We start from the raw sequence: 14,024 nt of genomic DNA, 5'->3' as shown, positions 1-14,024 counted from the left end.
CCATGCGTCGTAGACATAGACAAAGCCATCGGCTGACAGCGGAGATCCGGTCGAAAACAGCGTTCTTAGGTGTGGGAAATCGAAACGCTCAATCGGGCGTACGTTTTTCTTGGCCAGTGAATCCAGATACTTGGCAGAGGTACCAAAGTGGGTGACGTTTTCCTGCTGAACCAATTGTGCTAGCGCGTAACCATCGGGAAAGGTCGGCGAACCTTCAAATAACACCAGCGATGCCCCCGAAGCCAAAGCACTTACCTGCCAGTTCCACATTGCCCAACCGCAGGTTGTGAAATACAGCATACGATCTCCCGGACGGATATCGCCTTGCAATTGATGCTCCTTCAGGTGGTGCAGTAGCGTACCACCAACGGAATGCACAAAACATTTTGGCAGCCCGGTGGTACCGGATGAAAACAGAATAAAAAGCGGATCGCGAAACGAAACCCGAGTATAGAAAACCGCTTGCGGCGTGTAATCCGTCAGGAGCGAATCCAGTAATATGCCCCGACTTCCCAAGGCAGTAATATCTGGCTGCGAATTCGCATAAGGGATCACCACCACTTTCGCAATACTGTCCACCTGGTCACACAGTGCACTCACCGTGTTCAGCGAATCAAAGGGCTTTCCGTTGTAGCAGTAGCCATCGGCCGTAAACAGAACCTTGGGTTCGATCTGCCCGAAACGATCCACCAGGCCGCTCAGACCGAAATCCGGCGAACAAGAAGACCAAACAGCCCCCAGCGATGTCGTCGCCAGCATTGCTGCAACGGTTTCGGGCAGGTTCGGTAAATACCCCGCCACCCGATCGCCTAGCCCAACGCCCTCGGCTTTCAGCGCCTGTTGCAAACACGACACCTTATCGAGCAGATCCTGTCGCGACCATTCATGACGCTCACCATTTTCACTGCAAAAAATCAGGGCGGGACCATCAATATCTCTCGCCAGCAAATTTTCCGCATAGTTAAGTTGAGCCTGCGGAAACAATTCTGTATCTATCAGCCGTTCCGGATAGCGAATAACGCTACTACCCGGGTCGCCGACTACACCACAAAAATCCCAACAGGCACGCCAGAAACTTTCAGGCTCATCAAGTGACCATTGCCACACTGCATCGTAGGCATCCTCCGCTTCTTCAAAACCGCGATGTTGCGCGCAAATAAAATGGTACAGCAACGTGTTTTCAACGCGCTGTTGAGATGGCTTCCAGAGCAACTGGGACATGGTTTCCTCAAATAAATTTTACCGGACAGTTAGGCAGTTCAGCCCCTAACACGCCGCATGGTCATCGAATGCTGAAAGCGAGCGGCCGGGTGCGTATTGATGGTGACCTGGGCCTTACTGCCACTGGACGTTTTGTATGTACGCCTTACTTCGAGCGCCGCCGAACCCGGCTTTACCTGCAGGCCACCGGCAAGTTTTCCGCTCACCAGGGTTGCAGAAATCTGCTGTTGTACTTCAATAATGCTCAGACCAAACATGTCTTCAATCAGTGGGAAGACCGGTCCAGCATGGCGCTGCAGTATCCTGCCCACTGCAGCATAATCTCGATTGATGTAATACTCGGTCCAGCACAGAGCCTCATCACCCGTGCGAGCGCGGCGATAACCGAGCACCTGCAACCACTCGTCACCCTCGTTCAGCCCGGCCCGCTCGGCCAACTTCCCATCGACACGAATCATAGTGATGGAGTCCACCTCAAACCGGGCATCCGAGGCAAATGCCAGCAGGTCATTAATCGACATAACCTGATGAATATCGCTGCCCGACGATTTCGGAGGGATTACAACCGTGCCCGCCCCCTGGCGCGACTCCACTAGGCCGTCGTTGCGCAGTACGCGCAGCGCCTCCCGAACGGTATGACGACTGACCTCATAGCGTTTGCACAACTCGTCTTCCGTAGGTAGCAGCGAACCGACCGGCTGCGCACCACTAACAATGTCGTCTAGCAAACTTTGGGCAACCTGGCGGTACAAGGGCCCAGCGGCTTTGCTTTTTACTGTACTGCCCTGCTCACCGGTTTCGCGCGGAATATCTGGCAACTGTAACCCCCTGAGAATAGCCCGGAAAAACAACAACCAACTATACAGCTTGTACGTACATATAAGGAAGACAATTTCATAATTTCAACTATATCCCCCTGTTTTACAGTGATTATCAATTTTTATGTACGGACATATTGCATTAACCATAAAAAACTGCGAAGGTTCACTAATAAACACCAGTGTCGACCAAGTATAGGCTTTCCTTAGAGCAATTAGCCTGCGCCGTGACTAACAGGAGGACGCATGACAACCGATGCCCCTACGGAATTTCTTTCCGAGGCCGCCAACATTCCGGTCGAAGCTTATTTGTCAGAAGACTATGCCCGCGCTGAGCGCGACAAACTGTGGCGCAAAGTCTGGCTCCAAGCAGGTCGCGTCGAAGAGATTCCAAACATTGGCGACTACCTCACCTACGAAATACTCGACGACTCCGTCATTATTATTCGCACCGCAACCGATACCATTCAGGCCTACCATAATGCCTGCCCGCACCGCGGCCGCCGTCTGATCGACGTCAAAAAAGGGACTCGCAATGCCAAAGGCACCCGCAACCAGTTCATTTGTGGCTTTCACGGCTGGCGCTTCAATCTAGAAGGCGAGAACACCCATATACCTCACAAGGAAGATTGGCAGGGCGCACTGTCAAAGGAATGCACCAGCCTAAGCAGCGTTAACCTAGACACCTGGGGCGGCTGGCTATGGGTTAATTTGAATCCAGACTGCGAACCCCTCGCAGATTTTCTCAAGCCCGTACCGCAAATGCTTGAGCCTTACCAATTGCACAATATGCGCTACCGCTGGCGCAAATGGGGCGTATTCAACTGCAACTGGAAAGTGGCCATGGAGGCCTTTAACGAAACCTACCACGTACAAACTACACACCCGGAATTCAACCAGTATGGGCAATTCCGAGGCTGGGCCAAAGTGCAAGGTATCCACAGCAATATCGGCTATGAACGCCCCAAGGATATGGATGCCAATCAGTCCGGAAAGCTGCGTATCGGCACCGAGAATGATCCGCGCATCGCCACTGCCGAAATGCAGAAATATACCTGGGAAAAAGCCAATACCAATACTACCGAAACACTGGTCAAGGCAGCTGAGCGTCTTGTAGAAGAACTACCCGAAGGCACACCGCCCACAGAGGTACTGCAACACTGGCTGGCCTCGGCCCGCGCTGACGATGAAAAGCGGGGGGTAATCTGGCCTACCGTTGACCCGGCCCATGCCAGCGAAGCCGGCACAGCCTGGCAGATATTCCCTAATTTTCAGATCGGCCATGCGGTCAATAATATGCTGTGCTATAGCGCACGCCCCTACGGCTACGATCCCGACAAATGCATCTTTGAAGCCGCGGTTTACGAACTGTTTCCACAAGGCGAAGAGCCGACCACCGAATGGGAGTTTTGCCCGCCAACGGAAGAGGCCTGGTGTTACGTGCTATCGCAAGATTTCTCCAACATGGAGGCGGTCCAGCAGGGCATGAAATCCGTCGGCTTTACCGGCCCGAAGCCCAACCCCTACATGGAACGCGCCACCGTCAATTTGCATCACAATCTGGCCCGATATATGGGCACCGGCGAGCCAAAGAAATTTAAATAAACCGTATTCACATCCTATCTTGAAAGGGCAAAACAGCATGTACGCAGACGAAAAAAGTTCCGCGCCAACAACCCACGACAGCGCAAAGAGCACTATTCCAGTCTATGAGCGAGTGCTCGAACTACTTGAAGCCGAAGGCGTAAAAGCCGTATTTGGTATTCCCGACCCCAACTTTGTCCACCTGTTTGTGGCAGCGGAGAAACGCGGCTGGCAAGTGGTTACTCCCCACCACGAACTGTCGGCTGGCATGATGGCCGAAGCCTACACCCGCATTAACGGCACACCGGCCCTATGCATCTCAACGCTTGGCCCTGGCATCGCACTGGCTTCAGGGTCCATGATGAACTCGCTGGTAGAAAACTCACCGGTCATTTATTTGGGGGGGCAGCGCGCACGGATCACCGAACGCCGCGTACGTCGTGGACGCATTCAGTTTATCCAGCAAGAAGACCTGTTCAAAAACTCGGTGAAGTGGAGCGCCAGCATCGAGTATCCAGATCAGACCGACGAAATTATTCGCCATGCCCTGCGCGTGTGCCAGTCTGGCACCCCCGGCCCTGTTTACATAGAATTCCCCGGCCACGTTATCCACCACGAGCTGGATGTTCAACCTGCCCTACCACCCAGCGAATACCGCCTGGTTGAACCCGGCGCCGATGGCAGCATGGTCGCCAATGCCGCCCAATTGATCAAAAATGCCGAGTGCCCCATTTTGCTTGTTGGCCACGCCGTGCAGTGTACTCGCGCCGGTCAGAAAGTTCGTGAACTGGCTGAGCTTATGGGCTGTCCGGTACTGCAAACCTCCGGCGGCACCGCTTTTATTGAAGGCATCGAAGATCGTACCTTCCCCTACCTATTTGCAGAAGTCGCCGATGAGATCGTTGCCAAATCCGACGTCGTCGTGGCTATCGGCACGGAAATTGGCGAACCGGTACACTACGGACGCGGCTACTTGTGGGCCGAAGGCAACACCGACCGAAAATGGATCAATATCGAACTGGACGCAGAAGCGATCGGCCAGAATCGCCCCATAGATGTTCCGTTAGTCGGCGACTTGCGCACGGTAGTGCCCCAACTTTGCGCTGCTCTGAAAGACAGCCCCCGCGCTGAACACCCGGATCTGCCACGCTGGATTAAAGAAGACAGCGCCCGCCTGAAAGCGCTCACGGAACAGGATTTCACCACCCCCAGCGGCCGCGTTCACACCGGTCAGTGGGTTATAGAAACCACCAAAGCCATGCCCGAAGATGCCATTCACGTGCGCGACGGCGGCTGCACCGTAATCTTTACCTGGACCTACCTGCAGAGCAAACCGCGCGATGTGGTGTGGAATCAGAACTTCGGCTGCCTCGGTACCGGCCTGCCCTACGCCATTGGCGCCTCAGTCGCCGACGGTGGCAAACGCCCGGTTTTGTTTACCACCAGCGATTCCTCCTTCCTCTATCACATCGGTGACCTTGAAGTGGTACAGCGCCTCAAACTGCCCATGGTTATAGTCGTTGCGGTAGACAATGCCTGGGGCTTGGAAGTAGGCGTTTACAAACGCACTTTCGGCCACGGCAACACCACTGAACCCGGTGTGCACTGGAGCAAAGATGTACGCTTTGACAAAGCCGCTGAAGCGCTTGGTTGTCAGGGCATGTATGTGGAAAAAGGCGAAGATCTCGGCAAAGCCGTAAGCGACGCTTTCGCCAGCGGCAAGCCCACGGTAATTCACGTACCCATTGATCCCGTGATCAACCACGGCGGTAACGAAAACCTGGATACACCGAACTACGACCGTTTTCGCACGTGGTATGCCGAAGGCCAACAATAAGCACCTGAACTGGCTCAACACTCCGCCCCTCGACCAAAGGAGAGGGGTGAGGCAAGAGCCAAAGACTTATTAGTATCTAGAAAAAAGGATTACAACGTGCCCTCCCAAGGCCCTCTAAAAGGCGTACGCGTTATCGATTTGACCGCTATGGTTATGGGGCCCTATTCGACCCAGATTATGGCGGACATGGGTGCCGATATAATCAAGATCGAACCGCCCGCTGGCGATAACACCCGCTTTGTTTCAAAAGGCCCGATACCGGGCATGAGCGGAGTGTTTGTGAATGTGAATCGCGGCAAGCGCAGCGTCGTACTCGACCTGCGCTCCGACGAAGGCAAACAGGCGCTCACCAAACTGATCGAAACCGCCGATGTCTTTATTCATTCCATGCGCGGTAAAGCCATCAAGAAACTCGGCTTTGATTACGAAGCCGTCAGCGCGATCAAACCAGACATTGTCTACACCAACTGCTACGGGTACAGCCGGCGCGGTCCCAACGCCGATCACCCAGCCTACGACGACACTATTCAGGCAGACTGCGGCCTGCCCTACGTGCAACAACTGCTTACCGGTGACGCTAACTTTGTGGGCACCATCATGGCAGATAAAGTTGCCGGCATGACTGCGCTTTACTCCACCGTCATGGCACTGTTTCACCGCGAACGCACCGGCGAAGGTCAAGAAGTGGAGGTGGGCATGTTTGAAACCATGGCGTCTTTCATGCTGGTAGAACACGCCAATGGCGCCTTGTTCGCCCCCCCGCTCGGCCCGGCTAACTACCACCGCGCAGTGGCCCCGAACCGAAAACCCTACAAAACCAAAGACGGCTACATTGCGGCACTGGTGTACAACGACAAACACTGGTCGCTCTTTATGGAGGCGGTGAAACCCGCGTGGGAAAGCCCAGAGTTCGAAAAGCTGGAACAGCGCGCCAATCGTATTAACGAAGTTTACGGCCTGCTCGGCGAAACCTTTCTAGAACGAACCACAGACGAATGGCTGGAACTGTTGAACCGGCTCGGTATTCCTGCGGCGCCGCTGCGTACTCCCGATGAGCTATTTGAAAACGAACACCTCAACGCCATCGGCTTTTTTGAAACCGTAGATTCAGACTACGGCCCGCTGCGCTTTCCCGGTATACCCACCTGGTTCTCGAAAAGCCCCGGCAAAGTGGCCGGGCCAACGCCGAAGCTAGGTGAAAACACCGATGCGATACTGGCAGAACTGGATATGGTCAAGGCCGGTGAAGAACCACATCTACCCGAAACAGGCAGTGATCTAATTTAAAGCGCCCCCTCTCCCTCTGGGGGAGGGTCGGGGTGAGGGCCAATCCCTCATCCAAACCTTCTCCACGAAGGGGAAGGCTTAACTTCAATTCCATTAAGGAGTGAAATCATGGATTTTTCGCTCACCGAAGATCAGCAAAATATACGCGACGCCGTACTCAAACACTGCTCGCAATTCTCCGACGAATACTGGCTGGAACAGGACCGCAAAGGCGAATTTCCGGTTGAGTTTCACAAGTCCATGGCCGAAGCCGGTTGGCTCGGTGTCGCCATGCCAGAATCGGTTGGCGGCGCTGGGCTTGGTATTACTGAAGCCGCCATTATGATGCAGGCGGTGGCCGAGGCCGGCGGCGGCATGACCGCCGCCTCGAGCATTCACGGACCGGTTTTCAGTTTGGAACCCATCGCCCATTTCGGCACTGAAGAACAACAGCAGCGCATGATCCCGCCGATCCTCAGTGGCGAGCAAAAAATGTGCTTTGCGGTGACCGAACCCAACGTCGGGTTGGATACCACCAAACTGAAAACCCGCGCCGTAAAGTGCGACGGCGGCTATAAAGTCACAGGCGAAAAAATCTGGATTACGAACGCCCATGTCGCCGACAAAATGATGTTGTTGGCACGCACTACGCCGCTGGACGAAGTGAAAAAGAAAACCCATGGTCTGTCGCTGTTTTTTACCGACATCGATCACAGCAAAATTGAAACTCAGCTGATACCCAAAATGGGTCGCCACGCCGTTGGCTCAAACATGGTCTTTATGAATGACTTTTTCATCCCGGAAGAAGACCGTATTGGCGCTGAAGGCGACGGCTTCAAAATAATTCTGAAAGGGCTAAATCCCGAACGCATTTTGCTCGGCGCCGAGGCCATTGGACTGGGCCGGGTAGCCATCCAGCGCGCCGCCAAGTATGCTCAGGAACGCGTTGTATTTGATCGGCCCATTGGTATGAATCAGGGCATTCAACACCCGTTAGCCAAATGCTGGGCGCAGGTAGAGGCCGCCAACCTGATGGTGATGAAGGGCGCCAACCTTTTTGATAAGGGGCTGGAATGTGGTGTGGAAGCCAACACTGGAAAATACTTAGCCGCCGAAGCTGGATTTGAGGCCTGCCACACCGCCATGCTTACTTTGGGTGGTATGGGCTATGCACAGGAGTATCATGTGGAGCGCTACCTACGCGAAGTACTGATACCCAGAACCGCGCCGGTAAGCCCGCATATGATTTTGAATTTTATTGCTGAAAAGGTTTTGGAATTACCGAAATCCTATTAAGACCTCCGCAGGCAGAGCTCGCCCCCACAACAGATCACGATCAACGGTGGGAGCGAGCGCTGCTCGCAAAAAAAATAGACAGGAACATACCATGTCCGACCCCGTACGCTTCGACGCCCGCCCCGACGGCATCGCCATCATTACGCTAAACCAGCCCGAAACCCGCAATTGTCTCAGCCGGGAAATCCGCCAGGGATTATTTGACGCCTGGGATCGCTTCGAGCGCGATGACACGCTACGCATTGCCATTCTCACCGGCAGCGGCGACAAAGCTTTTTGCGCTGGTGGCGATCTAAAGGAAATGGTGGAAACCGGCATGAAAGTGCCACCGCGCGAGCTGTTTCCGCTGCCCTACGATACCGTCGAACTCAGCAAACCCACCATCGCCGCCGTTAACGGTGTTGCCTTCGCTGGCGGCTGGATGATTGCACAGGCTTGCGATTTGTGCGTTGCCAGCACCCGGGCCAAATTTGCCGTTACCGAAGTTAAAGTCGGCCGCAGCTCACCCTGGGCCGCACCGCTGATTCACATGATTCCGCAGCGCATCATGATGGAGATTTTGCTGACCGGAAAGCCCATCACCGCCGAACGTGCTTATGAAATTGGACTGGTAAACCGGCTCGCAGAACCGGACAAGGTACTGGATGCCGCCATCGCGCTGGCGCAAGAAGTACTTGAAGGCGCACCGCTATCGGTACGTGCCGCCCGCGAAACGGTCATGCTCTCTACCGAAATGGGCCGCTCAGCGGCACTGCAGGCGGCACGTCATGCTTCGGAACATTGTTATAACAGTTACGATGCTCAAGAAGGCCCACGCGCCTTTGCTGAAAAGCGCAAGCCCATATGGAGCGGTAAATAATTTGGTGAAAGTATGGTTAACTTACGCACTCCTTTATCAGAGTATGTCGGTTAACCATGCCAGCTTCATCGCGTCGCACCCAGCCCGTGAAAACAACCAAAGGCCGCCCGCGCCAGCAGGATATCGCTGCGATAGAGCGAAAAATCCTAGAGGAAGCAATGGCGGAATTTCGCGAACACGGCTTTGGTGGCGCCTCATTAAACCGGGTGGTGAGCGCGGCTGGCATATCAAAAACCACTCTCTACTCTCGCTATTCCTCTAAAGCAGAATTGTTCATCGCTATCGTCCAGCAACAGATCACCGACATGGCTCCCGATTCCGTACTGCCAAAAACTCCGGATCTGGAAACCGGCCTTAAGGCTTTCGCCAATCATATTCTGCAAAAAAGCCTCAGTGACGAAATGAAGGACATCAACCGACTCATGCTAAGCGAATCCGTTCGCTTCCCGGAACTTGCCGCCGCTGCTGCGGACCGCACTGCACGCGGCATCAAGCGCATTGCCGCCTACATTGAAACCTGTGCCGACACCGACGGGGTCGCCTGCGGCAATGCCACCCGTGTGGCTGAAGTTTTTATCCTGATGATTCGCGGCTGGTATATGAATGTGCTGCTCACCAATCAGAAGGTTAGCGCAATCGCCCGCAAGCGTTGGGTGGACGATGCGGTTCAGATTCTTCTGAACGCACGCCAGAACTGGTAGCGATATCTCCATTCGCTAACAGGCACACCCGCCACAACGCCACACAACTTCAGCATCGTGAACATACGCAGATAGCTGCTCTGAGCAGCAATGCTTGACCATTAATAGTACTGGTTAGTACTATTAATTGAGACCACTATCGAGCACCCCAAATGCGCTTAATTGCCACCCCCCTCAAGGACGATATCGGCATGGAGATCCATGCTGATATCGACACTCTCCTTAGCCCCGAAGTCGGGGCCCAACTGCGCAAGCTCCTGATTGACCGTGGCGTGCTGGTGTTCCGCACCTTGAACCCGGGAGACGAACAGCAGCTGGCACTCGCCGGCAATATAGGCACGCTGCGTCAAGAGCAGGGCCGCAGTATTTACAAAATCACCCTCGACAAAAACCAGAACGCCAACGCCGATTACCTAAAGGGCTCATGGCTCTGGCACCTAGACGGAACACACGACAGGATTCCGCCCTTCGCCACAATGCTCAGTGGAAAAGTGCTGTCGGAAACTGGCGGCCAGACCGAGTTTGCCAACTCCTATGCCGCTTACGAAACCCTGTCCGACGAAATGAAAAGACGGATCGAAAACCTCAAAGTGGTGCATAGCGTTGAAACGTCGATGCGCCGCGCCGGTATAGCGGCTACCGACCACAACCTCTCCAGTTGGCGATCAAACCCGAACACCACGCACCGACTGGTGTGGGAACATACATCCGGCCGCAAATCACTGGTGATCGGCTGCCACGCGGACCATATTGTCGGAATGGATCGCAAAGAGAGCGATGCCTTGCTGAAAGAACTGCTCGACTGGGCCACCCAACCACGTTTCGTATACCGTCACGAATGGACCGTAGGCGATCTACTCATCTGGGACAACACTGGCGTGCTGCACCGCGCAGAACCCTACCCGCTGGACAGCGGCCGCGTAATGCACCGCTGCACACTGCTCGGCGAGGAAGCATTCAGCCACTGAGCAATAGTCCAATCGATCTACAGGAGAAAATCATGTCACTGAAAGGAAAAGTTGCCGTAGTTACCGGCGGCGGACGCGGTATTGGACGCGCCATCTGCGAGCGCCTAGCCCGCGACGGAGCAGCCATCGCCGTGTGGGAGCTCAACGCAGACACAGCAATGGAAACGGTGAGCGCGCTGGAATCTGCGGGCCACAAAGCCATCGCCTGCACCGGTGACGCCGCCGATGCAACCGTTGTTAAACGCTGCGCCGAAGAAACCCGCGCGGCCCTCGGCGAAGTGGATATCTTAGTTAACAACGCCGGTATTTCGGCCTTTGAAAAATTCCTCAGCATTTCCGAAGAGTCCTGGGATCGCATGATGCGCATCAATCTCAAAGGACCATTTCTCTGTACGCAGCAGTTCCTTCCCGCGATGATTGAGCGGGGATGGGGGCGAATCATCAATATTTCCTCGTCCTCAGCCCAAACCGGAGCAAAAAGCATGTCCCACTATGTCGCCTCAAAAGGCGGTGTTGTCGGTCTGACCAAAGGCTTGGCCATTGAGTTGGCCGAAACAGGCGTCACGGTTAACAACGTACCGCCTGGCTTTGTCGTCACGCCCATGCTGGAGGAATCACCGATCGATATCGACGGCTATGCCCGAACCACACCGATGAAACGACCCGGGCGACCAGAAGATATCGCGAGCGCCGTAGCCTATTTGGCCAGCGAAGACGCGAACTACATTACAGGTCACACATTGAGTGTTAATGGCGGGCGTTATTTAAACTAACCAAGTTTCTCGTTTCGAGGTAGCGAACATGATAAGAACACCCCCAACAAAATGGGACATGGAAGCCGACGTAGTGTGCATCGGCTCCGGAGCGAGTGGACTGGGTGCCGCAATCACGGCCCATGATCACGGGGCGAGCGCACTGGTACTGGAAAAATCCGACAAAGTTGGCGGCGTAACCGCCTTCTCGATGGGCGAGGTCTGGATACCCGGCAACCACTACGAAAAAGCGTTAGGTATCGATGACTCCGTTGAAAAAGGCATTGAGTACATCACCAATCTGGCAATGGGATACAGCGAAGCGTGGGCTGTGCGCAATCAGGCCATCCACGCCCCGGTTGCACTGGAATATTTCGAGAAGACCATTGGTCTCAAAATGATTCTGGTTAGGCATCTTCCAGATTACTACTACCCCTCGATTCAAGGCAGCACCTCTGAGGGGCGCTGCCTTGAAGCTGCTCCCTTCCCCGCTGAAACACTCGGTGAGTGGCAACACAAAACCCGAGTTTCTCCCCATGTGCCTTACGCCATGACTCATGACGATATTTTCAGCAATGGCGGCATGGCCAATATGGTGAACTGGGATTACACCATTATGGGTGAGCGCATGGCGAAGGACGAACGCTGTGCCGGGCCCGGCCTCGCCGCGTACTTTGTGAAAGGCGCACTGGATCGCAACATTCCCCTGCACACCAATACATCGGCCGAAGAACTGGTGATGGACGGCGACTGCGTGGTCGGCGTGCGTGCGGTACATCGCGAACGGGAACTTTTTGTGAAAGCCAATCGTGGCGTAGTAATCGGCGTCAGCAGTTTTGAGCGCAAGAAAGAACTTAGCCGTCGAATCGGTGCCATGCTCGATCCTGTGTCGATGGTGATGGATTCGATTCAGGGTACACACCTGCGCATGGCCGGCGAGGCCGGCGCACAAATCGCCCGGGTTCCCGATGTGAGTATGCTGGGGTTTCATGTGCCGGGCGAAGAGCAGGAAGAAGGCGTACCACTCTGGCGAGGCGCCCTGCCGTTTATGGGCATGCCCCACTCACTGGTGGTGAACTCGCGGGGCCAGCGCTTTGCTAATGAGGCCTTCTATCGCTCGGTCTATTTTGGCCTGGAAGAAATCGATGCGATGACGCAAACCTATAAAAACTATCCCTGCTGGGTCGTGATGGATCATCAATCACGTCAGAAATATCCGTTTGGTTCTGTGATGCCCGGAGAGCGGATGCCCGCTGAACTGGGTGTCACCGCAGATACCCTAGAAGAGCTGGCCGAGAAAACCGGCATTGACGCTGCAGGCCTCCTTAATACCGTCACTACCTACAACGGCTACTGCGAAGCTGGTGAAGACCCGGATTTCAAACGTGGCACCTTCCCCTGGGGCGCGATGATGGCCGGTGATCCGAACCACAAACCCAACCCCAATATGGGGCCGATTAATCAGGGACCGTACTATGCCGTACGCCTGCACCGTATGGCCGGCGGCGGTATTACCGGCAGTGGCATACTGGCAGATCAGCACTGCCGAGCGATGGGCTGGGACAATCAGCCAATTAACGGACTGTACGTAACCGGCAACTCCCAGGTACGCATAGATAACGGCGCACTGATGCAGAGCGGTATCACCAACGCCCGGGGTATAACCCACGGCTATCTTGCCGGCCGACACGCCGCCGGCAAGCCGAGTGATCTGTTGCCAAAAGCCCTCGCCAGCGGAGACTTTGAATGATTCAGGCTGAACACAGTATTGCCATCAACGCGCCGATTACGTCGGTCTGGCACTACGTCAAAGACATTGAAAAGTGGGCCAATCTATTCCCTGGTTGCAAAGAGTGCCAGATCATCAACGACAATGAATCCAAATGGCTGATCAAGGTCGGCGCCGGCGGCATGGTCAAAACGGTCAATGTTCTGGTCGACGTAACAGCGTGGGCAGGGCCCGAGCAGGTCAGTTTTGCCTTCAAGCTTGAAAATGAACCCGTTTCCGGAACCGGGCTATACCGCGCCGAAACTACGGCCCCCGGCATTACCCACATTACCATGGGCGTTGAAGTAGCCGGTCGCGGCTCAATGGCACCGATGTGGGAAGCCGTCAGTAAACCCCTACTGCCGCAGCTGGCCAAGGTGTTCGCCTCTAGCCTGAAAGCGGAGATTGAATCGGCAACCCAGCCGGAAACAAGCCCCAACATCTGGCAAAAATTCACCACCTATTTTGGCAACCTGTGGCTGGCGCTGCGAGGGACCACTGTGATTGAGGAGGACAATGCCGTGATTGAAAACCACAAATCTTTGGTACTAACATTTATTCAGGCGATGGGCGCTGGCGATCGAGAAACTGCCGCAGGCTGCCTGAACAGCGATGCCATCACCGTGGCCAAAGGTTACGGCAACTTCTCCGGCGTACGGGAATACGACACCATTGTGGGTACCATAGAAGCCTTCACCCAACTCTTCCCAGCGGGCCTGCAGCCCGACATTCTAACCGTTACCGGGGAGGGAGAACGCGTCATCGTCGAATTCGAGGGCAACGGAAAAACCTTTACCGGCGTCGAGTATCACAACCAATATTGCATGGTGTTCACGCTGAAGAACGGGAAAATTCAGCAAGTAAACGAATACTTCTGCAATAAACTCGCCGACGACGTACTGTGGCCACTGATTGCCGATAGCCAATCCGGCACTTAAGCATAATTCGGCTGGG

General features: G+C 54.8%; 12 protein-coding genes. 10 read left to right on the top strand and 2 right to left on the bottom strand.

What is annotated here, in order from left to right:
• Together ABYP39_RS00870 and ABYP39_RS00865 are read right to left on the bottom strand one after the other, a co-directional pair.
• The coding region (locus tag ABYP39_RS00870) for an AMP-binding protein (protein WP_372780782.1) at window positions 1–1,221 on the bottom strand (1,221 nt) is incomplete at its 3' end.
• Window positions 1,222–1,259: 38 nt separating this feature from the next.
• Window positions 1,260–2,030, bottom strand: coding sequence for a GntR family transcriptional regulator (locus ABYP39_RS00865; RefSeq protein ID WP_372780783.1), 771 nt, complete (start codon window positions 2,028–2,030; stop codon window positions 1,260–1,262).
• A gap of 255 nt (window positions 2,031–2,285) precedes the next feature.
• Between ABYP39_RS00865 and ABYP39_RS00860 the strand changes: the two genes are divergently transcribed.
• The 10 genes from ABYP39_RS00860 (at window position 2,286) to ABYP39_RS00815 (ending at window position 14,008) form a co-directional block, all read left to right on the top strand.
• The gene (locus ABYP39_RS00860) at window positions 2,286–3,644 is read left to right on the top strand and encodes an SRPBCC family protein (RefSeq protein ID WP_372780781.1); all 1,359 of its coding nucleotides are present in this window, start codon (window positions 2,286–2,288) and stop codon (window positions 3,642–3,644) included.
• Between the two features lie 37 nt (window positions 3,645–3,681).
• Window positions 3,682–5,460, top strand: coding sequence for a thiamine pyrophosphate-binding protein (locus tag ABYP39_RS00855; RefSeq protein WP_372780780.1), 1,779 nt, complete (start codon window positions 3,682–3,684; stop codon window positions 5,458–5,460).
• A 96-nt stretch (window positions 5,461–5,556) separates the two neighbouring features.
• Window positions 5,557–6,747, top strand: coding sequence for a CaiB/BaiF CoA transferase family protein (locus ABYP39_RS00850; protein ID WP_372748673.1), 1,191 nt, complete (start codon window positions 5,557–5,559; stop codon window positions 6,745–6,747).
• A 108-nt stretch (window positions 6,748–6,855) separates the two neighbouring features.
• Window positions 6,856–8,022 (top strand): acyl-CoA dehydrogenase family protein, encoded by a 1,167-nt coding sequence (locus ABYP39_RS00845; protein ID WP_372765172.1) that lies wholly within the window; start codon window positions 6,856–6,858, stop codon window positions 8,020–8,022.
• Window positions 8,023–8,113: 91 nt separating this feature from the next.
• Window positions 8,114–8,881, top strand: a complete 768-nt coding sequence (locus ABYP39_RS00840) for an enoyl-CoA hydratase/isomerase family protein (protein WP_372780779.1) — start codon at window positions 8,114–8,116, stop codon at window positions 8,879–8,881.
• Window positions 8,882–8,967: 86 nt separating this feature from the next.
• Window positions 8,968–9,582, top strand: a complete 615-nt coding sequence (locus ABYP39_RS00835; RefSeq protein WP_372780778.1) for a TetR/AcrR family transcriptional regulator — start codon at window positions 8,968–8,970, stop codon at window positions 9,580–9,582.
• 152 nt (window positions 9,583–9,734) lie between these two features.
• Window positions 9,735–10,550 (top strand): TauD/TfdA dioxygenase family protein, encoded by an 816-nt coding sequence (locus ABYP39_RS00830; protein ID WP_372780777.1) that lies wholly within the window; start codon window positions 9,735–9,737, stop codon window positions 10,548–10,550.
• Between the two features lie 32 nt (window positions 10,551–10,582).
• Window positions 10,583–11,323, top strand: a complete 741-nt coding sequence (locus tag ABYP39_RS00825; RefSeq protein ID WP_372758554.1) for an SDR family NAD(P)-dependent oxidoreductase — start codon at window positions 10,583–10,585, stop codon at window positions 11,321–11,323.
• Between the two features lie 28 nt (window positions 11,324–11,351).
• Window positions 11,352–13,052 carry an FAD-binding protein gene (locus tag ABYP39_RS00820; RefSeq protein ID WP_372749687.1) on the top strand — a complete coding sequence of 567 codons (1,701 nt, stop codon included), beginning with the start codon at window positions 11,352–11,354 and terminating at the stop codon, window positions 13,050–13,052.
• Window positions 13,049–14,008: an SRPBCC family protein gene (locus ABYP39_RS00815; RefSeq protein ID WP_372780776.1), complete on the top strand. Its 960-nt coding sequence runs from the start codon at window positions 13,049–13,051 to the stop codon at window positions 14,006–14,008. Before ABYP39_RS00820 ends, ABYP39_RS00815 begins: the two co-directional genes overlap by 4 nt.
• Window positions 14,009–14,024: the final 16 nt, after the last annotated feature.

The sequence above is a fragment of the Litorivivens sp. genome, assembly GCF_041625495.1.
Taxonomy (GTDB): domain Bacteria; phylum Pseudomonadota; class Gammaproteobacteria; order Pseudomonadales; family Spongiibacteraceae; genus Litorivivens.
Note: the sequence above shows the minus strand (reverse complement) of the source record. Positions and strands in the feature narration are given on the sequence as shown.